This is a genomic window from Streptomyces sp. NPDC045021, from assembly GCF_056432645.1.
In genome coordinates, this window is the sequence record NZ_JBWKIQ010000001.1 from 174,082 (window position 1) to 199,250 (window position 25,169).

General features: G+C 69.4%; 25 protein-coding genes and 1 pseudogene. 14 read left to right on the top strand and 12 right to left on the bottom strand.

Annotation, left to right across the window (positions count from 1 at the left end; translation table 11 throughout):
- Positions 1-243: 243 nt before the first annotated feature.
- Positions 244-2,472 (top strand): MMPL family transporter, encoded by a 2,229-nt coding sequence (locus tag AC07DC_RS00795; protein WP_478910536.1) that lies wholly within the window; start codon positions 244-246, stop codon positions 2,470-2,472.
- 131 nt (positions 2,473-2,603) lie between these two features.
- Here the strand turns inward: AC07DC_RS00795 and AC07DC_RS00800 are convergent, their stop codons facing one another.
- On the bottom strand, positions 2,604-2,882 hold the full coding sequence (locus AC07DC_RS00800) for a glutaredoxin domain-containing protein (RefSeq protein ID WP_478910538.1): 279 nt from the start codon (positions 2,880-2,882) through the stop codon (positions 2,604-2,606).
- A gap of 73 nt (positions 2,883-2,955) precedes the next feature.
- Positions 2,956-3,366 (bottom strand): Fur family transcriptional regulator, encoded by a 411-nt coding sequence (locus tag AC07DC_RS00805; RefSeq protein WP_478910540.1) that lies wholly within the window; start codon positions 3,364-3,366, stop codon positions 2,956-2,958.
- 459 nt (positions 3,367-3,825) lie between these two features.
- On the opposite strand from AC07DC_RS00805, the gene katG reads away from it, so the two are divergent.
- The 3 genes from katG to AC07DC_RS00820 all read left to right on the top strand — a co-directional run bounded on the left by katG (position 3,826) and on the right by AC07DC_RS00820 (position 9,093).
- Positions 3,826-6,054 carry a catalase/peroxidase HPI gene (gene katG / locus AC07DC_RS00810; protein WP_478910541.1) on the top strand — a complete coding sequence of 743 codons (2,229 nt, stop codon included), beginning with the start codon at positions 3,826-3,828 and terminating at the stop codon, positions 6,052-6,054.
- 845 nt (positions 6,055-6,899) lie between these two features.
- A complete protein-coding gene (locus AC07DC_RS00815; RefSeq protein WP_478910543.1) occupies positions 6,900-8,168 on the top strand; it encodes an MFS transporter in 1,269 nt (422 codons plus the stop codon).
- Between the two features lie 139 nt (positions 8,169-8,307).
- Positions 8,308-9,093: an ArsR/SmtB family transcription factor gene (locus AC07DC_RS00820; RefSeq protein WP_478910545.1), complete on the top strand. Its 786-nt coding sequence runs from the start codon at positions 8,308-8,310 to the stop codon at positions 9,091-9,093.
- 142 nt (positions 9,094-9,235) lie between these two features.
- Here AC07DC_RS00820 and AC07DC_RS00825 read toward each other — a convergent pair whose 3' ends face one another.
- Positions 9,236-9,424 carry a hypothetical protein gene (locus AC07DC_RS00825; RefSeq protein ID WP_478910547.1) on the bottom strand — a complete coding sequence of 63 codons (189 nt, stop codon included), beginning with the start codon at positions 9,422-9,424 and terminating at the stop codon, positions 9,236-9,238.
- A gap of 114 nt (positions 9,425-9,538) precedes the next feature.
- Between AC07DC_RS00825 and AC07DC_RS00830 the strand changes: the two genes are divergently transcribed.
- The 3 genes from AC07DC_RS00830 to AC07DC_RS00840 are packed head-to-tail and all read left to right on the top strand — an operon-like array spanning position 9,539 to position 11,071.
- Entirely contained in the window at positions 9,539-9,901 is a 363-nt protein-coding gene (locus AC07DC_RS00830) for an ArsR/SmtB family transcription factor (RefSeq protein ID WP_478910548.1), read from the top strand.
- A complete protein-coding gene (locus AC07DC_RS00835; RefSeq protein WP_478910550.1) occupies positions 9,885-10,406 on the top strand; it encodes an SRPBCC family protein in 522 nt (173 codons plus the stop codon). Before AC07DC_RS00830 ends, AC07DC_RS00835 begins: the two co-directional genes overlap by 17 nt.
- Entirely contained in the window at positions 10,406-11,071 is a 666-nt protein-coding gene (locus AC07DC_RS00840; RefSeq protein ID WP_478910552.1) for a dihydrofolate reductase family protein, read from the top strand. The genes AC07DC_RS00835 and AC07DC_RS00840 overlap by 1 nt, the downstream gene beginning before the upstream one ends.
- Positions 11,072-11,214: 143 nt before the next feature.
- Here the strand turns inward: AC07DC_RS00840 and AC07DC_RS00845 are convergent.
- Positions 11,215-11,364, bottom strand: a pseudogene (locus AC07DC_RS00845) (Tn3 family transposase); the annotation flags it as partial.
- 38 nt (positions 11,365-11,402) lie between these two features.
- On the opposite strand from AC07DC_RS00845, the gene AC07DC_RS00850 reads away from it, so the two are divergent.
- On the top strand, positions 11,403-13,118 hold the full coding sequence (locus tag AC07DC_RS00850; RefSeq protein ID WP_478910553.1) for a serine/threonine-protein kinase: 1,716 nt from the start codon (positions 11,403-11,405) through the stop codon (positions 13,116-13,118).
- Positions 13,119-13,227: 109 nt separating this feature from the next.
- Entirely contained in the window at positions 13,228-13,566 is a 339-nt protein-coding gene (locus tag AC07DC_RS00855) for an ArsR/SmtB family transcription factor (RefSeq protein WP_478910555.1), read from the top strand.
- Between the two features lie 59 nt (positions 13,567-13,625).
- Here AC07DC_RS00855 and AC07DC_RS00860 read toward each other — a convergent pair whose 3' ends face one another.
- Positions 13,626-14,192 (bottom strand): cysteine hydrolase family protein, encoded by a 567-nt coding sequence (locus AC07DC_RS00860; protein WP_478910557.1) that lies wholly within the window; start codon positions 14,190-14,192, stop codon positions 13,626-13,628.
- 220 nt (positions 14,193-14,412) lie between these two features.
- Here AC07DC_RS00860 and AC07DC_RS00865 point away from each other — a divergent pair, with 220 nt between their 5' ends.
- Positions 14,413-15,012 (top strand): hypothetical protein, encoded by a 600-nt coding sequence (locus AC07DC_RS00865; protein ID WP_478910559.1) that lies wholly within the window; start codon positions 14,413-14,415, stop codon positions 15,010-15,012.
- 202 nt (positions 15,013-15,214) lie between these two features.
- Here the strand turns inward: AC07DC_RS00865 and AC07DC_RS00870 are convergent, their stop codons facing one another.
- Positions 15,215-15,874 (bottom strand): dihydrofolate reductase family protein, encoded by a 660-nt coding sequence (locus tag AC07DC_RS00870; RefSeq protein WP_478910560.1) that lies wholly within the window; start codon positions 15,872-15,874, stop codon positions 15,215-15,217.
- Positions 15,875-16,048: 174 nt separating this feature from the next.
- Here AC07DC_RS00870 and AC07DC_RS00875 point away from each other — a divergent pair, with 174 nt between their 5' ends.
- Positions 16,049-16,486, top strand: coding sequence for a cytidine deaminase family protein (locus AC07DC_RS00875; protein ID WP_478910561.1), 438 nt, complete (start codon positions 16,049-16,051; stop codon positions 16,484-16,486).
- Between the two features lie 49 nt (positions 16,487-16,535).
- Here AC07DC_RS00875 and AC07DC_RS00880 read toward each other — a convergent pair whose 3' ends face one another.
- From AC07DC_RS00880 to AC07DC_RS00895, 4 genes are all read right to left on the bottom strand, one after another.
- Positions 16,536-17,606 (bottom strand): CaiB/BaiF CoA transferase family protein, encoded by a 1,071-nt coding sequence (locus tag AC07DC_RS00880; RefSeq protein WP_478912562.1) that lies wholly within the window; start codon positions 17,604-17,606, stop codon positions 16,536-16,538.
- Between the two features lie 212 nt (positions 17,607-17,818).
- A complete protein-coding gene (locus tag AC07DC_RS00885; RefSeq protein WP_478910563.1) occupies positions 17,819-18,499 on the bottom strand; it encodes a response regulator in 681 nt (226 codons plus the stop codon).
- On the bottom strand, positions 18,496-19,734 hold the full coding sequence (locus AC07DC_RS00890) for a histidine kinase (protein WP_478910565.1): 1,239 nt from the start codon (positions 19,732-19,734) through the stop codon (positions 18,496-18,498). The genes AC07DC_RS00885 and AC07DC_RS00890 overlap by 4 nt, the downstream gene beginning before the upstream one ends.
- 32 nt (positions 19,735-19,766) lie before the next feature.
- Complete coding sequence (locus AC07DC_RS00895) at positions 19,767-20,447, bottom strand: hypothetical protein (protein ID WP_478910567.1); 681 nt, start codon at positions 20,445-20,447, stop codon at positions 19,767-19,769.
- A gap of 276 nt (positions 20,448-20,723) precedes the next feature.
- On the opposite strand from AC07DC_RS00895, the gene AC07DC_RS00900 reads away from it, so the two are divergent.
- Complete coding sequence (locus AC07DC_RS00900) at positions 20,724-21,242, top strand: hypothetical protein (RefSeq protein WP_478910569.1); 519 nt, start codon at positions 20,724-20,726, stop codon at positions 21,240-21,242.
- A gap of 84 nt (positions 21,243-21,326) precedes the next feature.
- Here AC07DC_RS00900 and AC07DC_RS00905 read toward each other — a convergent pair whose 3' ends face one another.
- Both AC07DC_RS00905 and AC07DC_RS00910 read right to left on the bottom strand, forming a co-directional pair.
- Positions 21,327-21,665: a DUF427 domain-containing protein gene (locus AC07DC_RS00905; protein ID WP_478910570.1), complete on the bottom strand. Its 339-nt coding sequence runs from the start codon at positions 21,663-21,665 to the stop codon at positions 21,327-21,329.
- 90 nt (positions 21,666-21,755) lie between these two features.
- Positions 21,756-23,024 carry an MFS transporter gene (locus tag AC07DC_RS00910; protein WP_478910571.1) on the bottom strand — a complete coding sequence of 423 codons (1,269 nt, stop codon included), beginning with the start codon at positions 23,022-23,024 and terminating at the stop codon, positions 21,756-21,758.
- 72 nt (positions 23,025-23,096) lie between these two features.
- Here AC07DC_RS00910 and AC07DC_RS00915 point away from each other — a divergent pair, with 72 nt between their 5' ends.
- Entirely contained in the window at positions 23,097-23,675 is a 579-nt protein-coding gene (locus tag AC07DC_RS00915) for a CGNR zinc finger domain-containing protein (protein WP_478910572.1), read from the top strand.
- Between the two features lie 267 nt (positions 23,676-23,942).
- Positions 23,943-25,130: a serine hydrolase domain-containing protein gene (locus AC07DC_RS00920; protein WP_478910573.1), complete on the top strand. Its 1,188-nt coding sequence runs from the start codon at positions 23,943-23,945 to the stop codon at positions 25,128-25,130.
- The last annotated feature ends 39 nt before the right edge of the window (positions 25,131-25,169 follow it).

Below are 25,169 nucleotides of genomic sequence, written 5' to 3' on the forward strand. Positions count from 1 at the left end.
CTGCTCTTGGCCTTCCGGGTCCTCCCCGGGGCGGGCGAGCTGCTGCCCTTGATCCATTCTCGCATCGGACCGATGGCCGGACATTGCCCCTGCGGCTGATCTCCGACTAGGACCACGGTCCTGGTCGGGGACCGTTGCCGGACCTCGGACCCCTGATCGTGTTCATCCTCTGCTCGGACGATCTACAGGGCCCCCGCGTGATGGTCTGGAAACCGGCCGGGATCCCCCGGCGATGAAGTCCATTTGCCGGAGGACACAGTGATCCGCGCCCTGACCGGATTCTCCACAAGAAACCCGTGGAAGGTCATCGCCGTCTGGGCGGCGTTGGGTATCGTTCTGACCGGTCTGAGTTCGACGTTGATCTATCGGGTCACGCAGAACCAGACCGGGGATTTCCTGCCCAAGACTTACGACTCGGCCGCCGCGCTGAAAATCGCCGAGGACCAGTTCGGCGTGAAACCCGACGCCAATACCGTCACCGTGCTGGTCGCCCGCCCGGACGGTAAGGCCCTCACCGCAGCCGACCAGCGGCGGGTCGGCGCCGAGGCCGAGAAACTGGGCCGGCACCGGGTCACCATGCCCAAGCCCAAGGACGGCGGACCGTCCTTCCTGCTCAGGGACTACTCGCAGACGCCCCGGGTCGCCCCGGCCATGATGGCGCCCGACCGGAGTTTCGAGCTGCTCTCCGCGGAACTGGTCGGTAATTCCTCGGCCCCCGGAATGCAGGACCTCTATCGGGCCTTCCGGGACGCCGCCCGCGCGCAGTTCACCGACGCGGGAATGCGCACCGGATTCACCGGCGGCCTGGCCGACACCGTGGACACCACCGACGCCGGGGAGACCGCCTCAAAGGTCACGTCGATACTCGTCATCGGGCTCATCGTGCTGCTCAACGTGCTGGTGTTCCGCAGCGTTCTCGCGGCGCTGCTGCCGCTCCTCGCCGTTGTGTTCATCGGCGGTGCGGCGTCGGGCGCCGTGGTCGGCGCCGCGATGCTCACCGGAATCAAACTGGACCCGGGCACCCCCTCGTTGATCAGCGTGGTTCTGCTCGGCATCGGCACCGACTACCTGCTGTTCCTGCTGTTCCGCTTCCGCGAACAGCTGCGGGCGCAACCGGAGCAGCACGCCCGCACAGTGGCCGCGGAGGTCTCCGGCCGGGTGGGCAACGCGATCACTTCGGCGGCGCTGACCATCGTCGCCGCCTTCGCCACGCTCGGCGTCGCTTCCTTCGGACAGTTCCGCGTGCTCGGCCCGGCCATCGCCGTCTCGGTCCTGGTCATGCTGCTGGGCAGCCTCACTTTGATGCCGGCCATGCTGGCGGCGGCCGGCCGCAAGATGTTCTGGCCTTCCCGGGCCCTCAAGCGCAAGCCCCGCGCCGGCTCGGCCGCCCGCTTGGGCGACCTCGTCGCACGGCGGCCCCTGATGATGCTCGTCGCCTCCGTCGCCATGCTGGGCGCACTGTCCGCCGGGCTGATCGGGATCCGGATGGACTACGGCCAGACCGGCGGCGGCGCAAGCACCGCGGCCGCGGCTACCGCCACCGAGATCTCCCGCGCCCTGCCGGCCGGCGTTTCGGATCCCACGAGCGTCTTCGTCACCGCCAAGGACGGCGGCACCCTGGGCCCGAACGGGCTCGACGGCCTGTCCCACGCGCTCGCTCAGGTCAAAGGCGTGGGCAAGGTAGCCAAGACCGCCCTGAACCAGGACCACCGTGCCGCCCGGATCGACCTCTACCTGACGGCGGATCCTCAGACCCAGCAGGCCCGTGACCTGGTCTCCGGTCCCGTACGGGAAGCAGTCGCCGCTCACACCCCCACGGGTATGACGGCACATGTGGGCGGGACGGCGGCCATCTTCGCCGACATATCGACCGCCGTCGACCACGACCTGAAGGTCGTGTTCCCGGTCGCGGCCGTGCTGATCGCCCTGATCCTGCTCGTCCTGCTGCGCAGCCTCCTGGCGCCGATGATCCTCATGCTCTCCGTCGGCCTCGGCTTCGCCGCCACCCTCGGCGCCTCCACCCTGCTGTTCCAACACCTGTTGAACAAGCCGGGCGTCAACTTCACCCTCCCCCTGGTGCTGTTCCTGTTCGTCGTCGCCCTGGGGACCGACTACAACATCCTGATCAGCGACCGCATACGCGAGGAGATGGAGCGGCCGGGCCCGGCCCGCGCAGCCGTGGCCCGTGCCGTACGGCACACCGCACCGGCCATCGCGACCGCGGGCCTGGTACTGGCCGGCTCCTTCGCGAGTCTCGCCGCCACTCCGTCGAGCCGGCAGGTCGGCTTCGCGACCGCCCTCGGCATCATGCTCTCCGCGTTCATCCTGTCGATCGTGCTGGTGCCCGCTCTGGCCGCGCTGCTCGGCCGGAGCATCTGGTGGCCGGTCCGACCGGGCCGACCCGCCGGCCGTCACCCGCAGCACAGCGCGGAGATGCCGACGCAAGAGCGTGACCGGGTTCCGTCCTACTGACCGAGCGCCCCACGGTGTCCCCGCCCACGGGCGGGGACACCTATGCGCCCCTTCCAGTCACTCGTGAGAGTGGACCTGGCTGACGCGGCCAGAGGCGCTGTCTCCAGGGTCCATCGCGCCGACGCCGTCAGTCAGCCGGCCTTGGACAACAGATGCGGTGCATACGTCTCGACCGCTTCCATCAGCTGCTTCTTCGACGGATTCACCATCGCTCTGCCGGCCACGGTCACGGTCGGCACGGTCTCGTTCCCGTCTGCGACCGAGCGGACGAAGGCCGCCGCCTCGGCATCTCTCCAGATGTTCACCTTGGTGTACCGCAGCCGTGTGAAGCTCAGGCGCAGACGCAACTTCATGCAGAACATGCACATGGGTCGCCAGTAGACGACCACGCCCTCATGACCGTCGATCACGGATCTCCCCCCTCTGGCTTACAGCGTTGGGGAGATCGTAACGAGCTACCCACCGGACCAGGTCAAAAACTGCCTAGACGCAGGAGGGACACAGGCCGCGGTAGGTGACCTCGACCGCGGAGACCGTGAAGCCGAAGCGTTCCTCCGCCGGAAGGGCGGCCAGCGGATTACCGGTCGGGTGGACGTCGCGGATGGTGCCGCAGTTGGAGCACACCAGGTGCTGGTGCGGGTGGTGTGCGTTGGGGTCGTAGCGCTTGGCGCGGCCGTCGGTGGCGACTTCTATGACCTCACCGAGAGTAACCATCTCGCCCAGCGTGTTGTAGACAGTCGCCCGGGAGATCTCGGGCAGCCGCTGGGCCGCGCGGGCGTGCACCTCGTCAGCCGTGAGATGCACGTGGTCGCCGTCAAGGACCTCCGCAACGACACGCCGCTGGGAAGTCATCCGCCAGCCACGCCCTCGCAGTCGCTCCAGCAGGTCGCTCATATGGGTTCACCTATTCAGGTTCGGTGGGTTGCCCGGAGTTTACCGGTGGAGGTCCGGGTTCCGATTGGATAGGGCTCTGGCGCGCTTCTTGACTTGGAATCTGTCCATCGTAGGATCGGTTCTGGCAATAGCCAAGAGACAGGAAGACTCCAGTACGGCAGGAGACGGAGACGTACGGGACCACCACCGAGGCGCTATGCGGTGCCGGCCTGCGGGTGGCGAGCCGCCCGTGTCGCGCTGCTCGAGACCGTCCGGGATGGCGACCGGCCCGCTTCGAGGGACACGTGGTGTCCTCTCCGACGTCGACCGCGCGGTCGGCGAAACCCCCTGCCCGACCGCGTCCGAAGACCAGGGCCTCTCGATCGAAGAGGCCGAGGTCATCTACTGGGGCTCCGCCCCGACCGTTCCACCGCCCACAGTTTCTGAGCACTGTGATCCCCCTGTTCCGGAAGGATTCCCATGACTGAGAACAACGACGCGATCGTCGTAGACGCGAAGACGGAGGGCGGAGGTGGCTGCCCGGTCGCGCACGAGCGCGCCCCGCACCCGACCCAGGGTGGTGGGAACCGTCAGTGGTGGCCGGAGCGGCTCAACCTGAAGATCCTCGCCAAAAACCCCGCCGTGGCCAACCCCCTGGGCGAGGAGTTCGACTACGCCGAGGCGTTCAATACGCTCGACCTCCCTGCGGTGAAGCGGGACATCGCCGAGGTACTGACGAGCTCGCAGGACTGGTGGCCCGCCGACTTCGGCACCTACGGCCCGCTCATGATCCGGATGGCTTGGCACAGCGCGGGCACCTACCGGGTCAGCGACGGCCGTGGCGGCGCCGGGGCCGGCCAGCAGCGCTTCGCTCCCCTCAACAGCTGGCCGGACAACGCCAGCCTCGACAAGGCACGCCGCCTGCTGTGGCCGGTCAAGAAGAAGTACGGCCAGAGCCTCTCGTGGGCCGACCTCATGATCCTCACCGGCAACGTCGCCCTGGAGTCGATGGGCTTCGAGACCTTCGGCTTCGGCGGCGGCCGGGCGGACGTCTGGGAGCCCGACGAGGACGTCTACTGGGGCCCCGAGACCACCTGGCTCGACGACGAGCGCTACACCGGGGACCGGGAGCTGGAGAACCCCCTCGGCGCGGTCCAGATGGGCCTCATCTACGTCAACCCCGAGGGTCCGAACGGCACCCCGGACCCGATCGCCGCGGCGCGCGACATCCGTGAGACGTTCCGCCGGATGGCCATGAACGACGAGGAGACGGTCGCCCTGATCGCGGGCGGCCACACCTTCGGCAAGACCCACGGCGCGGGCCCGGCCGAAAGCGTCGGCGACGACCCCGAGGCCGCCCCGATCGAGGCGCAGGGCCTGGGCTGGAGCAGTTCCTTCGGTACCGGCAAGGGCGCCGACGCGATCACCAGTGGTCTTGAGGGGATCTGGACGAACACCCCGATCACCTGGGACAACTCCTTCTTCGACATCCTGTTCGGCTACGAGTGGGAGCTCTTCAAGAGCCCCGCCGGCGCGCACCAGTGGCGGCCGAAGGGCGGCGCCGGAGCGGGTACCGTTCCCGACGCCCACGACGCGTCGAAGAGCCACGCCCCGACGATGCTCACGACCGACCTCTCGCTGAGGCTCGACCCGTCCTACGAGCAGATCTCCCGGCGCTTCCACGAGAACCCCGCCGAGTTCGCGGACGCCTTCGCCCGCGCGTGGTTCAAGCTGACCCACCGCGACATGGGCCCGATCGTGCGCTACCTCGGCCCCGAGGTCCCGACCGAGACGCTGCTGTGGCAGGACCCGCTCCCCGCGGTGACCCACGAGCTCGTCGGAGACGCCGAGATCTCCGCGCTCAAGCAGCAGGTGCTCGCCTCCGACCTGTCGGTGTCCCAGCTCGTCTCCACGGCGTGGGCGTCGGCCTCGTCCTTCCGCGGCAGCGACAAGCGCGGCGGTGCCAACGGCGCGCGCGTCCGTCTGCAGCCGCAGATCGGCTGGGAGGTGAACAACCCCGACGAGCTGGCGACGGTACTGCGCACGCTGGAGGGGATCCGGGACACCTTCAACTCGGCCCGGACCGACGGCAAGCAGATCTCGCTGGCCGACCTGATCGTTCTCGGCGGCGCCGCGGGCGTGGAGCAGGCCGCGAAGGACGCCGGCGTCGAGGTCCGGGTCCCCTTCACGCCCGGACGCGTTGATGCCTCGCAGGAGCAGACCGACGTCGAGTCGTTCTCCGAGATGGAGCCCAGCGCCGACGGGTTCCGCAACTACCTCGGAAAGGGGAACCGACTGCGGGCCGAGTACCTGCTGCTCGACAAGGCGAACCTGCTGAACCTCAGCGCCCCCGAGATGACCGTCCTCGTCGGCGGCCTGCGCGTCCTCGGAGCGAACCACCAGCAGTCGCCGCTCGGCGTCCTCACCACGACCCCCGGGTCGCTGACGAACGACTTCTTCGTCAACTTGCTCGACCTGGGCACGACCTGGAAGGCGACGTCCGAGGACGCGACCACCTTCGAGGGCCGCGACGCCACGGGCAGTGTCAAGTGGACCGGCAGCCGGGCCGACCTCGTCTTCGGGTCGAACTCCGAACTGCGTGCGCTCGCGGAGGTCTACGCGAGCGACGACGCGAAGGAGAAGTTCGTGAAGGACTTCATCGCCGCCTGGGACAAGGTCATGAACCTGGACCGGTTCGACCTCGTCTGACTCGTCTGATGCACGACGTCCAGGTCGGCCCGCGCCGGGCCGACCTGGACGTCCTCTGTCCGAAGGGTCTCGACATCCTTCTGACATCTACTGGAGCTACGGGGCCCACGACCTGAGCAACAAGGTTGGACTCCACTGGTTGGCGAACAACCAGACTCCGCACGGGTCCAATGCCTGGGTCGAGACATGCACCGGATACAACGGCGTCGGCTGCACGAAAACAGGCCTGCCGCAAACGGCTTGGCAGATCGATTTCACACCGGTCAACTCGATCGTTCTCGACCGACCGTAAGCTCGACGGTTCTCGATGGCTCTCGATCGGCCGTAAGCTCGATGGCTCTCGATCGCCCGTAGGACCGCGTCGCTCGTGGCATCTGTGCGGTCGCCGGCCACGTGGAATGCCGTTGACGTAATCAGGACCCGGAACGCTTCGCCCCGCCCGATGCTGTCGGGCGGGGCGAAGTGCTGCCTGGCCGAGGTGACCGACACGCCGTCAGATGGGACCGCGCCAGGAAACCGCGCTCCGTGGACCGGCGGCAGGCTGCGACCTGGCCGTCCGCACCAGCCTTCAATCGCCTTTTCACGCCGCGCCGCCGAGGGCTACTGTCAGGTGCGGCGAGTGACCCCTGAGGAGACGAGACATGCCCGGTCGTCCGAGCGCGCGTTGACGTTGTAGGCCGTGAGCGGCCTGTCATCGCGTGCTGCCCCTAATACGCGGCACAGCGAGCCTTCCCCCCGCCTGAACCGTCGGTGCGCCTGTTCGCGCCGGATGGCGGATCTCGTCTTCGGCAACCCAAGGGGTTCCTGTGCCGCCCGCTTCCGTCGTGTCCGATGCTCCTCGACCTGTGCCGCCCCCGCTGTGGCGGGACAGCGACTTCCGCAGGCTCTGGGCGGGCCAGACAGCCTCCCAACTCGGCGAGCATGCGAGCCTGATGGTGCTGCCGCTGATCGCCGTCCTGACACTCGACGCCGACGCCGGCCGGCTGGGCGTCCTTCGCGCGGTGGGGCAGGCGCCGATCCTGCTGCTCTCGCTCTTCGCCGGTGCGTGGGTGGACAGGTGGCGGACCCGTGCGGTGATGGTGCTGGCCGACATGGGCCGGGCTCTGGTGCTGGGCGCCGCCGCCCTGGCCGGCCTCCTCGGCGGGCTCGGCCTGCCGACGCTGCTCGTGGTCGCCTTCGCTGTCGGGGCCCTGTCGGTGTTCTTCGACGTGGCCTACCAGGCGTCTCTCGTACGACTGGTGAAACGCGACCAGTTGCTGCGAGGCAACAGCGCGCTCGAGGGCAGCCGCTCCGCGGCCCAGATCGGGGGCCCCGCCCTCGGTGGATTGGTGGTTTCCCTGCTGGCCGCGCCCATCGCTGCCGCGTCCAGTGCGCTGTTCTTCGCGGCCTCGTTCCTGTCGATCCGCGGGATCCGCAGCCACGAATCGATCCCGGAGCGTTCGGAACGCCCATCTCGGGTCTGGCGGCGGATTCATGAGGGCCTTCGCTTCGTTGTCGGCGACATCTCGCTGCGGACCGTGGGCCTGGCCTCGGCCGCCTTCCAGTTCTCCTTCGCGGCGCTGATGACCACGTACCTGCTCTTCCTGACACGAGAACTCCATTTGACGGGCACCGCCGTCGGGCTGGTCCTCGCGGCGACGGGACCGGGCGCGCTCCTGGGCTCGCTGCTGGCCGCCCGCCTCCCGGGCCGGTTCGGCTACGGCGCGGTGCTGGTGTCCGCGGCGACAATCGGCGACGGCGTAATGATGTGTGTGCCCGCGCTGCACGGCCCTTCCACGGTGACGATCCCGGCTCTCGTGGCGATCAACTTCGCGTTCGGGGCGTTCGGTCAGCTGGTGAACGTCACCGTCATGGCCGTCCGGCAGGCGGTCACTCCGGATGGGATGCAAGGCCGCGCGGCCGCGACCATCACCTTTGTCGGCATGGGACTCACCCCGCTCGGCTCGCTGCTCGGCGGCCTCCTCGCGCAGGAGTGGGGGTTGCGCACCTGCCTCCTGGTGACGGCGGCCGGCATGATGCTGTCCCCCGCCTTGATGGCCCTGTCCCCGCTCGCCCGGCTGGGACGGGAGCCTTCCGGCCGCGCAGCAGGCGCCGCCGACGTACGCCCGCTTTGACGCCGACGAGACGGACCTCCCGCGACACCGGTGCAGCCCGGGCGGGCAGTGACGACAGTGCTGCGTTCCCATGGCATCTGCTCCAGGGAATGGATGCCACCGATTGACACGCAAGTATTTACTTGCCTATCGTGGAGGCATGCCCGACGGCGATGACATGACCAGGGTCTTCAAGGCGCTGGCCGACCCGACCAGGCGACGGCTGCTCGACCGGCTGCACGCGGACAACGGCCAGACGCTGGGCGCGCTCTGCCGCGATCTCGGCATGACCCGACAGGGGATCACCCAGCACCTCGCGCTGCTCGAGTCGGCCGGGCTCATCGCCACGACCTGGCGCGGCAGGGAGAAGCTGCACTACCTGAACCCGGTGCCACTGCACGAGATCCACCGTCGCTGGATCGCGAAGTTCGAACTGCCGGACCTCGACGCCCTGGCCTCTCTCAAGAACGACCTCGAACAGGAGAACGGACTCATGGACAAGCCAAGCCTGGTCTACGTCACGTACATCGCCACCACGCCGGAGCGACTGTGGACGGCGCTCACCGACCCGGAGGTCACCGCGCAGTACTGGGACCACCGCAACGTCTCCGGCTGGGCCAAGGGCGACCGGTGGGAGCACGTACGTCACACCGACGGCGGCGTCGATGTCGTCGATGTCGTCGGCACCATCCTGGAGATCGACCCGCCGCGCCGGCTGACCCACGACTGGGCGAGCCCGGCCGACGCCGACGTCCCGGCCCGCCGCTCGCGCGTCACCTTCGACCTGGAACCCATCGGCGACACCGTATGCCTCACCGTCACCCATGAGGACCTCCCGACCGACCAGTACGACGCCACCGCCCGTGGCTGGGCGAAGGTCATCTCCAGCCTGAAGTCCCTGCTGGAGACGGGACAGGGCCTCCCGAAGCCAGTGCTGTACTCCTGACGTTCCAAGGCCACCCCGCGGCACCCCGGCCGACCGAAGGTCCTCCAACGGGCGGCGGCGCGCCCACACCGCCGCCCGGACCCTCGGGCTCGTCGTCCCGGCCCGCCGAAGCAATCGCCGTCAGGCCAGCGGACTGGAGTCTTCAGCCGTCGAGTGGCAGCGGGACGGGGTGCCGGCGCCGGGCTTTCGGGCGGTCCTTCCACTCCCGATAGCGGCCGTGCAGGTACGCCGTAGCGACCGCATCCGTCATGAAGACCAACACTCCGCCTCGCCCGACGCTGGGCATCCCCTTCGCCGTGCTCTTGCGGCCCCGGATGACCCAGCTGCTCACGAGCCATGCATTGCCGCACCTTCGTCACGGTCAGGTCGGCAAGCCGGACCAGCCCGAGCCGGTCGTTGGTCACACAGCCGTTGACACATTCCGATATAGGCATACGATGGCCACATGGCACGAGCGGCGACAACCTCGGACGCGTTCAATGCGATCGCCGAGCCACAGCGGCGGGAGATCCTGGTGCTGCTGCGGGGCGGCGAGCGACCCGTGACCGAGCTGGCTCGGGACCTGGGGATGACCCAGCCGCAGGCGTCCAAGCACCTGCGGGTGCTCCGCGAGGTCGGGCTGGTGCGGGTCCGTGGGGCGGGCAAGCAGCGGCTGTACGACCTGGACGCCCGCGGGCTGCGGCCGGTCCACGAGTGGGCGGGCGGCTTCGAGCGGTTCTGGAACGAGACCTTCGACCGGCTGGACGAGTACGTGCGAGATCTGAAACAGGCGAGGCAGGAGGAACCACCCGATGACGACGACCAGTAGCGGCGACGAGCCCGACCACGCAGCCGCGGACCGCGAGATCGTGGTCGCCCGGGCCATCGGCGCCGCACGGGAGCTGGTGTTCGAGGCGTTCACGGAGGTCCGGCACCTGTCGCAGTGGTGGGGACCGGAAGGGTTCACGACCACGACGCGATCCTTCGAGTTCCGCGCGGGCGGGGTCTGGGCCTTCGTGATGCACGGGCCGGACGGGACCGACTACCAGGAGTGGATCACCTGGACCGAGATCGTCCCGCCGGAGCGGATCGCGCTGGTGCACGGCGAGTCCCGCGACGACCCCAACGCCTTCCAGTCGGTCCTGACCTTCGAGCCGGCCGGCGAGGAGACCCAAATCGTGATGCGCACGGTGTTCCCCACCAAGGAACTGCGCGACGAGGCGGTGGAGAAGTACCACGCGATCGAGGGCGGCGAGCAGACGCTGCGCAACCTGGCGGCCTATATCGCCGAACTCAACTGGAACGAGAACACACCGAAGGGAGCTGAGGGCTGATGGCCGGGAAGGTGTTCTTCAGCGTGACGATGTCGCTCGACGGCTTCATGGCACCGGAGGCCGTGCCCGTCGAGGACGTCTTCTCGCCCGAAGGTCAGAACGACCCGAGGGTCCAGCGCTGGATGGCGAAGTGGTCGGAGTTGCAGGCGTGGTTGTTCCCGCAGCGGTGGTTCCGGGAGAACCTCAAGCTCGGCGAGGGCGGCGAGGAAGGACTCGACAACGACATCGCTCGGGCGACGTACGAGCGCACCGGCGTGAGCGTCATGGGCAAGCGGATGTTCGACGCCGGCGAGCTGGCATGGCCGGAGGAGGCGCCGTTCCACACCCCGGTGTTCGTCGTGACCCACACCAAGCGTGACCCGTGGGAGCGGCCGGGCGGCACGACCTTCCACTTCGTCAACGACGGCATCTCCAGCGCACTGGACCAGGCCCGCGAGGCCGCCGGCGACCGCGACGTCCGCATCGCCGGCGGCGCCGAGACGATCCAGGAGTACCTGGACAGCGGTCTGATCGACGAGTTCTCGATTACCCTCGCGCCCGTGCTGTTCGGCACCGGCATCCGCCTGTTCGACCGCGTTGACCCGGCCCACCTCGCCCTCGACCAGACCCGCACGGACGCATCATCCCGGGTGACCCACCTGACCTACACCGTCAGGAAGCGGTAGCCGGCGCACCACATCCGGGGCTTGCGCACGAGACCACCACGGTGGTCGATCCGAAGGAAGAACCACCCCGCGCCGTGCACGGATACCAGCCGGGATGGCTCCATACCAGCGCTGACCGGCAGGTTCACCGCACGGTCCTGGTCAACCGGCTGCAACGGACCGGCTGCGGCGGTGCAGCTGTAGTGGCCGAGCACGTTGAGGTTGCGGTGCTTGAGCGGAGAGAGCCGGGCGATGTCCTCGTCGCCGATCTCGTGGCCCTCGGCGCGGAACTGGGCGACGGCGGCGCGGGTGGTGTGTGTGAACGTCCGAGGTGTCTCGTAGGCTCCGGGCCATGAGCAACGGGGAACCTGGCAGACGGGTCATCGATGGGCGCTTCGAGCTGGAGGCGCGGCTGGGTAGCGGTGGCATGGGTCTGGTGTGGCGGGCGCGTGATCTCGTCCTCGACCGGGCGGTAGCACTCAAGGAAGTACGCCCGTCCGATCCGGGGCTGGCCGAGTACGATCCGCAGGCGGCGAGCCTGTTGCGGGCCCGGGTCCTGAGGGAGGCTCGTGCGCTGGCCCGGGTCGACCATCCCAATGTGGTGACCATCCACCACGTCGTGGACGGCGGTGAGGGTACCTACCCCTGGCTCGTGATGGAACTGGTGACCGGCGGATCGCTTCAGGACAGGCTCGCGCTCGGGCCGATGGAGCCGGTACAGGCGGCCCTGCTGGGCCGCGAGCTGCTGGCCGCGCTGCGGGCCGCACACGCCGTGGGAATCCAGCACCGGGATGTGAAGCCCCCCAACGTCCTGCTGCGTCCCGACGGACGCCCGGTGCTCACCGACTTCGGCATTGCCGCGATCCGCGAATCCACGGTCCTGACCGCCACGGGGTCGATCATCGGCACCCCCGACTTCATGGCCCCCGAACGGATCACCGGGGACGACGGCGGTCCCAGCGCGGACCTTTGGTCCCTAGCGATGATGCTGTACGTGGCCGTCGAGGGCCATCACCCGCTGCGCAAGGGAACCACCCTGGCCACGCTGGCCGCCGTCCTCAACGAGGAGCTTCCGCCGCCGCGCCAGGCAGGGCCGCTGACCGCGGTCCTCAACGCCCTTCTGGTCAAGGACCCTGCCGCCCGGCCGGACGCCGAGGCCCTGGATCGCATGCTGGCCGTCGCAGCCCAGCAGCAGCCGTCCACATCCTGGTCCGGACCCGTGCCCGTTCCCGGACCCGAGGCCACGTCCTTCCAGCTGAGGCCCCCGGTGGCGGAATCCACTGCGCCAAGGCCGGACGAATTCGGGCCGTCCATGCCCCAGGACGCCTTTCCCCAAGGTGCCGGTCCATGGCAGCACGCCCTGCGGGAGCCGGGCACGACGCGGTCGTCCTTCCCAAGCGGGCGGCGCAGGACCGGCACGCGGTGGGTGGCGGTCGGCTCGGCGGTCTGCGGAACCGTGCTCACCGGCCTGCTGGTGTGGACGCTTCTCCCCGAGCACGCCGGTGACAACGTCGCGTCCAAGCCGCCCGGTTCGACGGCCTCCACGCCAAAGACATCGGGCCCGACACCGACGACCACGCAGTCCGCACCGCAGCCGGCAAAGGTTCCGGCGAATGGGAATCTGCTGACGCCCGACGGCATCCGGGCTGCCATCAAGGAGCTGAAGGCGCAGATGGGGACCGACAAGGTCGGCCGCTTCGTCGTGTACCCGGAGTACATCTCCGCCGAAGGCATCGTGAATGGCAGCACCAAACGTTACGACAGCTACGACTACCGCGTCGGCGAGGGCGTGACCCGCGGCTCGATCAGCGGGACACTGTCCGGCGGTGATCTGCCCGTCAGCCTGGACGCCTTCAACTGGGACGCCCTGCCCGCCCTGCTCAGCCGGGCGGAGAAGGATCTGCACGTCCCCAAGCCCACCGCGCGCTACCTCGTGATCCGCCAACCCAACAACATCTTCAACACCCCCGCCGGTATCGCGGTCTATCTCGCCGACGCCTACGACGGCGGCTACCTGGAAGCGGACCCCAAGGGCAAAGTCACGAAGCTGATGCCCGCCGGCGACTAGCTGCTGCGGGAGTTGCCATCGGGAGCCACTCCCCTCGTTGGCAGGCCCTATCGTCCTTAGATGGGTGTCCTACGATGCGCAAGGGAGGTCTACGGGAGGTCGACAACCGATGGCAGCAGCACAACGAACCGGGCAGGAACGGAGCCCACCACACCCCGACATCCGGACGATCAGCCTTCAGCAGGTGCTCGAAGCCCTGGTCGAACCGGTGCGTCGCCAGATCGTCAGCGAGTTGTACGCCGCCCGTGAGGACATCAGTTGCGGCGCGACCGACCTACCGGTCAGCAAGTCGAACGCCACCCACCACTTCCACGTGCTGCGCGAGGCCGGTCTCATCCGCCAGCACTACGTCGGCACCTCCCGCATGAACACGCTGCGCCGCGAGGAGATCGACGAAGACCTTCCCGGACCCTCCGCGCACTGGTGGCCGACCGCGACCGCGACGTGACCCGCCCGCGGACGCGGTGACCCCATAAGGCCCCACGAGGACGTTCCCGTCCCCGCCGATCAAGAGTCGGACGTACCGCCGAAGTCGACGTCCTTGGTCGCGACCGTCCCGGCCGTCCGACCCGGTGCCGATTGGTAGGTCCAGTACAGGTTCGTGTGCGAGATGACCTGGTCCGGCGGCGGAGCGCCCCAGGCCGTCTTGTCCCCCGCCGTGTGGGCGTCGCTGACAAGCGTCGCGTCGTACCCCCTGGCGAACGCACCGTGAAGCGTTGAGCGAATGCACGCATCGGTCTCGGCGCCGGCGATGACCAGACGCCCGACCCCGAGCCCCGACAGCACGGTCTCCAGGGTGGTGTCCTCGAAGGCATCGCCGTATTTCTTCTCGACCAGCTGCTCTGCGTCGCCCGGAGCCAGCTCGGGAACGATCCGCCAGCCGTCACTCCCCCTCACGAGGTGCTCGTCGGAGTGCTGGACCCAGACAACCGGGACCTGTTCCCGCCGCGCCTCCGCGACGAGGCTGCCTACGTTCGCGACGACCGTGTCGCGCTCATGAGCCCCTTCGACGACGTCGGTCTGCACATCGACGACGAGGAGTGCGGTGTTCGGCCGGTTCTCGAGTGTGGTCATGGCCCCTCCTGATCACGCTGGGTTCTGGATCCACCCACGGTAGACCCACCCACTGACAGCGACCCGGAACGAACCTCGGAGTGAGCGCAGGGGGCCAGTTGGGTGCTGGGACTGCTCCATCCGGCTTCAGGGGGCAGTAGAGGTCACCGCGTGCGGGGCAAAGCTCCTTCCGTGCCGGCGTCCCGCCGCACACCGCATCACGTCCCGATGGAGATCCCCCATGAAGTTGCGCACCGCCGCGTCAGCCGCCACGACCACGTTGGTCCTGCTCGCCCTGGCCTCCCCCGCCGTGGCACAGACCGCACCGCCCGCACCGCCCGCCCCGACGTCCCCGGCCGCCGCCCCGACCGCGTGTGCCAAGGAGCAGCTGGCGTACCTCATGGCCGAGGACCAGGTCCAGGTAGCCGCAACCCAGGCGGACTCCGCCAGGAAGGCGGCCGATGCGGCCGACAAGGACGTCACTGTCCTGAAGGAGAGCTCGAACGCGGCAGCCGGCCTGGGGTCGCGGTACGGCTCGCAGGGGCTGCAGGCCGGCATGGCCGTCTCCAAGGCCGCTGACGCGCGGGATGCCGCAGCCACCGCCACGGCCCTCAAGAAGCTGGCGACACTGGCCAAGAGCAAGGGCGGCGCCGACGCCACCTATCAGGCCGACCGGCTGACCCGTCAGGCGGGCCTGGCCCAGAAGGCCACCCAGGCCAAGAACGCCGCCTCGCTCAACGCCACCGCCGACAAGGCCGAACTCGCCGTAGCAACCGCGGCCAAGAGTCTTACCAAGCCCCGCACTCAGCTGGAGGGCTGTCTGAAGAAGATCTCCGCCTGAGTTTCCGGAAGGCAACAGGGTGAGCCCCACGCCCCGCACCTGACGGACATCCTGCCCGTCGCCCGGACACCGTCGGAGCCGCGGTCAACGACGGGATGGGACAACGTTGCGTGCGCCCGTCATCACGGGCGCACGCAACAGCCGTCGGCCGCAGCACAGCACGCCGGAAAGCGTTCGACATCAGCTCGTGGGTCTCTCGCGATCAGCCCGCCAGGCCCTCGCGGCGCCGCAGCTCCGCCTGGCTCGGCTCAGCGGCTTCGAACGACCCCAGGGGTACCACGCCGGCGCGCTCGTACCGCGAGATCACCACACCGCTTGTAGAGGTCTCACACTCCACGAGCCGCAGCCCACCCGCCCGAGTCCCGTCACCGAACATGCGCTTCCCACTCCCCAGGAGCAGCGGGAACGTCCAGACAGTGAACTCGTCCACCAGATCGCGCTCCAGAAGCGTCTGCAGCAGGCCACTACTGCCGTGGACCTGCAGATCCGGCCCCTCCTGCTGCTTGAGCTCCGCCACCGCGTCCCCCGCATCGCCGGACAGCAGCTCGCAGCCGCTCCAGGTCACTTCCTGCAACGTGCGGGACGCGACGTACTTCTTCATGGAGTTCAGAGCCTTCGCGGCCGGGTCGTCGTCGCCGGCGTACGGCCAGTGCGCCGCGAAAATCTCGTAGGTCCTGCGCCCGAGGAGCAGCTCGTACTCCCTCTCGAACGCCCTCCCCATGGCCCGGCCCATCACCTCGTCCCAGAAGGTGACGTTCCACCCTCCGTGAGTGAAGTGACCCGTAGGGTCCTCATGCGGACCGCCGGGAGCCTGCATGACCCCATCAAGAGAGACGAATGTGTTGACGGACAGTGTGCGCATCGGGTGTCCCTTCGTGTTTGCCTACAGGAAGTAAGACCCAGCGGGCCCGAAAAACTCATCGCATCCGTCGATGCCGGCCGCACTCTCGTCCGTCTGGTCCACGGAGTTGCGCGGCAGCCGCGCCATCACCCAATGTTGGCGAGCGTCGCTCACCACCGTATGAAGGCAGAAAAGATGACCACGCAGACAGACCCCGTCGATCACGAGCTGATCCAGGCCGCGGCGCATGTCGCGGCAACCCGCTGCCGGGGCGACAACCACACCATGGCGGCTGCGGCCCGCGCCAAGGACGGCCGGATCGTCACCGCGGTGAACGCCTACCACTTCACCGGCGGCCCTTGCGCGGAGCTGGTCGTCATTGGCGCGGCTGCCGCTCAGGGGGCCTACGACCTGGACACGATCGTCGCCGTGGGAGACCGCGACCGCGGGGTGGTGCCCCCTTGCGGGCGCTGCCGGCAGGTCCTTCTCGACTACTTCCCGGCCATCCAGGTCATCGTCGGCACACGCGACGGTCTCCGAACCGTCTCCATCACCGACCTGCTTCCCGAAAGCTACATCTGGGCGGACCACCAACTCGACGGAGAGCACGACGCACCACTCACCACGGAGTGACGCTCTCAGGGCTCGTCACGGCTGGGCCGGATCGGTCGCGTCGCGCGGCTTACGAGTCCAGCCACGCACCGATCTCGTCCGTGTGCTCTCCCAGTCGCGGCGGGCGCCGGTCGTAGCGCGGCGGGGTACGGGACAGACCGATCGGGTTGGCCACGAGATCCATCGGCCGGCCGTCGGTCGTGATCGTGGCGCGCGGCGCCAGGCCCAGCCGTTCGGCCAGGCCGAAGGCCTCTGCCACGTCGTTCACCGGCCCGCACGGTACGCCCAGCGGTGTGAGGATCTCGAACCAGTCGGCTGCGGTGCGGCGTTCGAGCAGCCGGGTGAGCTGCTCGGCGAGGTCGTCGACATGCGCGACGCGGTCGGTGTTGGTGGCGAACCGGGGATCGGCGGTCAGTTCCGGCGCCTCCAGGCCCTGGCACAGGGCGGCGAACTGCCGGTCGTTCCCGACGGCGATCACCATCGGGCGGTCCGCGGCGGGGTAGACCTCGTACGGCGCGATCGAAGGGTGCCGGTTGCCCATGATTCCCGGCACCGCGCCCGCCAGCGTGAAACCGCCGGCCTGGTTGACCAGACTGGACAGCAGGCAGGACAGCAGGTTGACCTCGACGTGCTGCCCCTCTCCCGTCGCGTCACGGTGCCGCAGCGCGGCCAGGACACCGATCACGGCATGCAGACCGGTGAGCACGTCCACCACCGCCACGCCTGTCTTCACCGGCTCCCCGGGTTCCGAGCCTGTCACGCTCATCAGCCCGCCGACCGCCTGCAGCAGCAGGTCGTAGCCGGGAAGGGCAGCGCCCTCCCCTGAACCGAAGCCGGTGACCGAGCAGTAGACGATGCCCGGGTTGACCGCGCGCGCCTGCTCGTACGAGAGCCCGTACTTGGCCATGGTCCCGGGCCGGAAGTTCTCGAACACCACATCCGCCCGGCGAACCAGTTCCACGGCCCGCCGGCGGCTCGTCTCGTCACCGAGGTCGGCGGCGAAGGAACGCTTGTTGCGATTGACCGACAGGAAGTACGTGGCCTCCCCCGCGGCGTGGGGCGGGCCCCATGACCGCGTGTCGTCCCCGGCGTCGGGATGCTCGACCTTGACGACGTCCGCGCCGAGGTCGGCGAGCAGCATCGTGGCGTACGGGGCGGCCAGCACACGGCCGAAGTCGGCGATCAGAATGCCTGCCAGCGGCAGTCGGGCTACATCTGCATCGTTCACTGGGCACCTGCCTGAGAACCGGGGTGGTGGACGGAGAGCGCGGGGTTTCCGCCGCGATGGGCGAGACGGATGCGACGGGTGCAACGGGTGCGATGCGTCCAACGGTGTGACGGGTCGGACGGGGGTCAGATCAACCCGTGCTGCTGGGCGTAGCGGGTGGCCGCTGCACGGTCGCGGGAGCCGGTCTTGGCGAAGATCCGGTTGATGTGGGTCTTGATGGTGTTGCCGCTGAGGAAGAGTTCCGCGGCGATCTCGGTGTTGTTCCGACCCCGGCCGATGAGGGTGAGGATCTCCGCCTCGCGCGGCGTCAGTCCGTCCGGCAGTTCAGCGGGCGGTGCCTGCTCGACGTGGTCCTCGGGGCGCCGTGGGGCGCCCTGCGCGGCAGCCAGCAGAGTCGCCTGAACTTGCGGGTGCAGCACGCTCAGCCCGGCGACCGCGCTGTGCAGGGTCTGGGCGATGTCCCGCCGGTCGGCGTCCTTCGTCAGGTAGCTGCGGGCGCCGGCCTGGAGCGTGTCGAGCACGGAGCGGTCGTCCACGTAGGTGGTCAGGACGACGATGGCCACCTCAGGGTGCTCGGCGGTCAACCGCCGGGTGGCCTCGATACCGTCCATCACGGGCATGTGCAGGTCGAGCAGGATCGCGTCCGGGCGGTGCCGGGCGACCAGGTCCAGGGCTTCCTGACCGTCGGCGGCCGTGCCGACGACGTCGAGGTCCGGGAGCAGGTCGAGCATGAGCGCGAGTCCTTCCCGCACGCTCGCCTGGTCGTCGGCGACGATCACCCGCAGCGGCTTTTCAGGCGTGCTCATCGGGGCACTTTCGCGGTCACGGTCCAGCAGGTGCCGTCCGCGGCATCGGCGGCATCCGCGGCACCGGCCGTGAGGGTGCCGCCGAGCAACAGCAGGCGCTCCCGCATGCCTGTCAGGCCGTAGCCGGCGTCGAGGGTGGCGAATCCGGGGGCGGCCGCGGTCCCCAGCGGATTGGTGATACTCATGGTCACGTTGTCGTCCCCGTAGGTCAGTGTGAGCGTCACCGGCTGGTGCGGCGCGTGCTTGGCGGCGTTGACGAGCGACTCCTGAGCCGTCCGCACCAGGGCCAACGTCTGATCCGGCGGCAGCTGGGCCGGGTTGCCCTCCACCCGCAGCGCGACCGGTGTGCCGTGGCGCTGCTCGTGGGTGGCGGTCATCCGGGCCAACTCCTCATCCAGAGGAAGGGTGTCGGTGCGCAGGGCGTGCACGGCACGGCGGGTTTCGGTCAGTCCGTCGGAGGCCATCCGCTGAGCCACCGCGAGCACGCCGTCCGCCCGGTCCACATCCGGGGGTTCGGCGAGCAGGGCGCGGGCGGCCTGGATCTGGATCCCGAGCGCGCCGATCGAGTGGGCCAGCACGTCGTGGATTTCGCGGGCGATGCGCGTGCGTTCGTCGAGGACGGCACTGCGGTGCTGCTCGGCCCGCAGTTCCTCGGACTGGGCGAGCAGAGCCGCGCTCTGGTCCGCCCGGAGGCGGTGGGCCCGGCGGTTGAAGCCCGCCTGCAGACCGAGCGCCAGCAGCAGCGGGATGCCGAAGGCTTTAGCGGGGCTCGCATCGGTGATCAGCGCACCGGTCTCGGCGGCGAGCACCCCGGCCCCGAAGACGGCCCAGGCGGTCGTCAACCGGGTCTCGGTGCCCGCGTCCACGGCCGCCATCACGCCGAGTGCGATAAGGGAGGTGACGTCCTGCTGGGTGGAGACTCCTGCTGAGACGACCGTGATCAGTCCGAGAATCAACGGCACCGCGTTCGGCGTGCCACCGCGGTCGGCCACTGCCGCCCACGCCACCAGAAGCGTCCCGCACAGGGCGTACGCCGCGATGGTGACGGGCAGCGCGACCGGCCCCAGCGAGGCACGGATGAAGATGTCGACCCCGATCAGGCCGTACGCCCCCGCCCTGATGAGCCAGGACACCGTGCGCAGCATGAGCTCACGATAGCGGGCGCGATCATCGGCGGCGGCCGTCGTGCGGTCCGCGGTGCGGGCTACGGACGACAGGACGGGGCGGCTGGTCATGCCCGGGCTCTCCCCGAGGCGGGGCGCCACCGCTACCGCCTCGTACTCGGCCGGTCGTTCGGGTTGGACGAGTCGTGTCGGTTGGACAGGTCGTATCGGTTGGACGGGTCGTACGGACGGGAGGGTGCGACGCCGTCGTCGTGGCCCGGGTGCCGCTGATCCGGGTGGCCGGGCCGATTGCCCGTCAGGACGTCAAGGCGGGAGTTCAGGTCCTGCAGGCGGCCACCGAGGAAGACGGAACCGTCCTTCTCCCGGGCGAAGGGGATTCCGGACCGGTGGGCACGCCGGGTGATCATGACGGCCTGGGCCAGCCGGTTGATGCCTAGCATCAGCACGATCGGCGCGGCGGACGCGGCGACATGGGCTCCCATGGTGCTTGCGATCACCATCAGGGTGACGCGCGAGCCGACCAGGGCTGCCCACAGCCACAGGCTGCGCATCGGCATCTGCCCCCACAGCCCACCGTCACGATTGCGGAGCCGCATCATCGATCCCTGCCCGGCGCCGATCGCGGCGGCGATCACCCCGCCGACCACCAGCAGCACCACATCCTCGGGCCTGACCGGGTCGCCGTGCCCGCCGAGCCGGGTCAGTCCGATCACCGCCAGGACGAGGGGCAGCAGGATCACCCTCTTGCCCCGCAGCGGCTCTCCGAGCAACTGGCGTCCGATGACGTAAGCCACGATCGCGATGACGGCAAGCACTTCCAGCATGTCTGCGCCCTCCTTCTGTCGGTCCGGATGGCGGGCCGTTGCAACCCGCCACCTGCGACGTTAGGGAGAGAGCCCGTGCTCGGGCGTCACACGGCGGGGTGAGGTCCGGGGTGACGGCGGCAGGTCCCTGGAACGGGACCGCGGTACCGGCGGTACTACGCGCGTCCGGAGAGCTCATACCTGATCTGGACCCGCGCTCCGATTCCGCCGCGGGCCGAAAGGCCGAAGGTGAAGGCATCGCAGGACCACGAAGCCTTCACCACCAGGGAGCACACCATGCTGTCGGAACTGACCCAGGCAATGATCGTCAACGGCGCCGTGCTGGTGGCCGTCCTGGAGAGCGACCTCGGTGGTCACCGCAAGATCGGCAAGCTGCGCATCCTGCGGCCTGCGCTGATCGCCGGCGGTGTCATCCCGCTCTTCCTCGAGCGGCCGGCCACGCACGGCACGGGCCTGGTCGTGGAGATTGCCGCCATCGCCGTCGGCTTCCTCTGCGGCCTGGCCGCCATCGGCCTGATGCGGGTGTACCGAAGTCCCCGGACGGGCATGCCGGTCAGTCGTTCCGGAGCTCCGTACGCGCTTCTGTGGACCACGGTCATCGGCGCCCGCGCCGCCTTCTCCTACGGATCGGCCCACTGGTTCCCCCAGCAGCTGACCGACTGGTGCGTGAGCCACAGCGTCACCGGGGCGGCCATCACCGACGGGCTGATCTTCATGGCCGTGGCGATGCTGCTGACCCGCACCATCACCCTGGCCCACCGCGCCTACCAACTGCCGGCCGTCGCCACCGCCTGAGCGACACCGAACCCCGGTCCGACCAACAAACCGAACCCCGGCTCCGCTTCGCCCGTGAGGGCGCTGCGGAGCCGGGGTTCGCGGTCAGTCCGCCGCGACGACCTCCGTTGCGTAGAAGCAGAAGTGACCCTTGATCGGAGCCACGTCGTCCTTCGGCTCGAGATATGCCCAGACCAGGTCGGCGGCGCCGGGCACCGACCAGTACGAGGCATCGCCCTTGAACGGGCAGTGGGTGCTGGTGTCGGAAGCGGTGAGCAACTCCGTGCGCACGTCCTCCGGTGGCAGGTAGTAGCGCACCGGACAGCCGGTCTCGCGCAGCACGAGCGGGCGACTGCTCTCCGCCAGGACCTGTCCGTCGTGCACGACACGTACCGCGGTGGTGGCCTCTTCGATGGTGATGCGGTGTCCATTCGTCATACCCATGCAGCGCCCAGGGGCTGCCAGTTCTTCCCGCTGCGGTGGGCCGGACGGCACATCAAGTGGCCCACCACCGACGTCGCTGCAGGGTGGAGCTCACGAACCGGGCAGGGCGGCGAGGGTACCCACACCCTGCTCGCGTCCCCGGGCGGCAAGTACCCGAGCGATCGGGATCTGCCCGACGGCGAGCGCCACGCAGACGGCCGCCAGTCCCGACCACAAGGACGTCGGTCCCGCGCGTTCGAGGATCTGCGTGCTGATGACGGGCGCGGCGACGCCGGCGACGCCCCAACTGATGCCGTAGACGGCCAGATAGCGGCCGGTGCCGCCCGGCGGGGCAAGGTCTGCGACGAGTGCGAAGGCCCGTCCGAGTATCAGGAGATCGCCCAGGCTCCAGATCACCGTGGCCGCAAGGGAGGCCGTCAGGGTGTGCGCTGCCGCGTAGCCGGCCAGGCCGAGCGCGAGCAGGACATAGCCGAGCGCGAGGGCCGCCGGTGCGGACAGCGCCGACAGGCGCTTCAGACGTAGCAAGGGCTGGGCGGCGACGATGGTCACGGCCGAGACCGTGAAGAGGACTCCCGCGTCCGCCGGTCGCATGCCGCGGCGCGCCAGGGACAGCGGTAGCGACATCATGACCTGCAGGTAGACCAGGGCGAACACGGTGCCGGAAGCGAGCATGATGATCAGCGTGCGATCGCGCCACGGCCTGATGTCATCACCACTTTGCGGTGAAGCCTGGTGGAGATCCGCCCGGTCGAAAGCCGCCTGGAGGGCGGCTTGATCCTGACGGCCGGGACGGTCGCCGGGCAGAGCGAGCTGAAGGATGACCGCGCAGGCCAGGCAGCTCAGTGCGTCGGCGACGAACAGCCAGCGCAGGTCCCATCGGCCCAGACCTGCCGCGATCAGACCGGCGCCCATGCCGCCGACGGCGAGGGCCGCGTTGAGCAGACTGTAGGCACGGACCCGCTCCTCGGGTCCCACGGAGTCGGCGATCAGCGCCTGGCTCGGCGGTTCGTACAGCTCGAAGACGAGTCCCAGCAGCACCGCGAAGGTCGCGACCTCCGCCAGCGAGCTCGCTCGGGCGATTCCGAGCTGGGCGACGGCGCAGCCCGTCAGGCCGAGGACGATGGTGCGACGCCGCCCCAGGCGGTCCGCGAGGCGGCCGCCCGCCAGGCGCGACGGGATCGTCGCGAGCCCGAAAGCAGCCGAGACCAGCCCGGCGGTCGCGACGCTCGCTCCGAAATCGGTACCGACGAGGACGGTGAGGAACGGCAGGGAGAAGGCCCCGAGGCGGTTGATCGCCCGAGCGACGAGCAGCAGCCATACGGTGCGTGGCAGTCGGCCACCGCGCGCGATCAGTCCCATGCACATCCTCGTCACTGACAAATCGACTAATGTCAGTGACGGACGTTAGACCCGGAAGGGGTAACTGGTCAAGTGCTATTCGACAGTCACATGGCGGTGCTGCTCGACGCGGCCGTTTCGCTCGTCAACGCGTTGACCGACGGCGAGGCACGCGGCAAACCGTTCACCGCACCGCACGGCGCGGAGCTCCCCGGAGCCGTCGACGCCGCGCTGCCCGCATCGGGCACAGGCCCTCGTACGATCGAGCCGGCGCAGGCCGGCCACCTTGCGCGGACGGCACGGGAGCTGCGGTTGATCTTCGAGGCCGTGAGTGACGCCCGCATCGATGACGCGGCCGCCGCGTTGAACGTGCTCCTGCTCTCGAACGGTGCCCGCCCGCAGCTGGACCGCACCGAGGGTGAGCCCTGGCAGGTCCACTTCCATGGCGCGGACGACTCCCTCGCGGTGGGGTGGAGCGCCGGATGTGCGACCGGGCTGGCCATGGTGATCGGCGGCGACCTCGCCGGCCGCCTCGGCGTGTGCCAGGCGATCCAGTGCGATCGCGTCTACGTCGACACGTCGCGCAACGCCGCCCGCCAGTTCTGCTCGACCGCGTGCCAGAACCGCTCCAAGACCGCCGCTTTCCGCGCGCGCCGAGCGACAAAGTCGTGAACGCACCCGGGGCACCCCCGGAAGTCGTGGACGCACCCGGGGCCCCCTCCGTCGCCTCGGGAAACTCTGCTGTCACTTCCTCACGTGCACTGATCTCTCCATCCGGACCGCGGAAGCCATCCGGACCGCGGAAGCGCCTGCACCCGGCCGGGGCATGTCCCTCGGCCGGATGGAGCACCGTGAGAGGTGGAGCCGGAGGCGTCACCTGAAGCTGGGCACGTGAGCGCGAGCGTCGAACCCGCGCCGAGCTCTTCGGGAGGTACGCACGTGCTGTCACGATCGTCCGGACGCCGCCACCACACCCGCCGCCATGTGTCCGTCGCCGTGGTGATCGCCGCTGCGGCAGCCGGCGGGCTCGTCCAGCCCGCGCATGCCGGGGACGAGGCGCGTCGGCGCCCCGACCAGGCGCTGCAGCGGGGAATCCAGCAGCTGGTCGACACCCCGGGCGGCCCGCCCGGAGTGATCGCCGTGCTCGAGCGTGGCGACCGGACCGAGGTCTATCAGGCCGGGGTCGCCGACATCGCGACCGGCCGGCACCTGCGCCCGACCGACCACATGCGGCTCGCGAGCCTCTCGAAGGCGTACAGCGGGGCAGTGGCCCTGCAACTGGTGGACCAGGGGCGGCTCAAGCTCGACACCACGATCGGCGAGCGGCTTCCCTCACTGCCCGCCGCCTGGTGCAAGGTGACGCTCCGCCAACTGCTCAACCACACCAGCGGGCTGCCCGACTACACCGGCTCCGCCGAGTTCCGGCAGATCCTGGGCCAGGACCCGCACCACGTGTTCGACTCGCGGAAGCTGCTCGACTTCGTCGTCGACGTTCCGCTGGTCTTCCCGGCGGGCGCCCGGTACCAGTACTCCAACTCCGACAACATCGCCGTCGCGCTGATGGCCGAGGCGGCCACCGGCCGACGCTACGAGGACCTCCTCAAGCAGCTGGTGTACCGGCCGCTGAACCTGCGGCAGACCAGTCTCCCTCAGGGCTTCCGGCTTCCCGAGCCCTACCTTCACGGTTACGCGGTCGACCCGCCCGCCCCGCCGGAGGACGTCACCGAGCTCTTCGGCTCCTCCGGCGTGTGGGCCTCGGGCGCCGTTGTCGCGACGCCGAAGGACCTCACCACCTTCATTCGCGGTTACGCACGCGGCAGCCTCCTGTCCCCACAGACCCGCCGACAGCAGCTGACGTTCGTCCCCGGAGGCGCGTCCGAACCCGCCGGTCCGGGCGTCAACGCGGCAGGTCTGGCGATCTTCCGCTACACCACTCGCTGCGGGGTCCTCTACGGTCACACCGGAAACACCGCCGGCTACACCCAGCTGGCCGCCGCGACACCGGACGGCAAACGGTCTCTGACCTTCTCCATCACCACCCAGACCAGCAAGAGCATCAAGCCCGCGTTGCTCGCCCAAGTACGCAACGTCCAGGAGGACTTCGTCTGCGCTCTCCTGCGCCCCTGAGGTCCGGCGGCAACCGGCCGGGAGGTTTCCGCGCAGCGG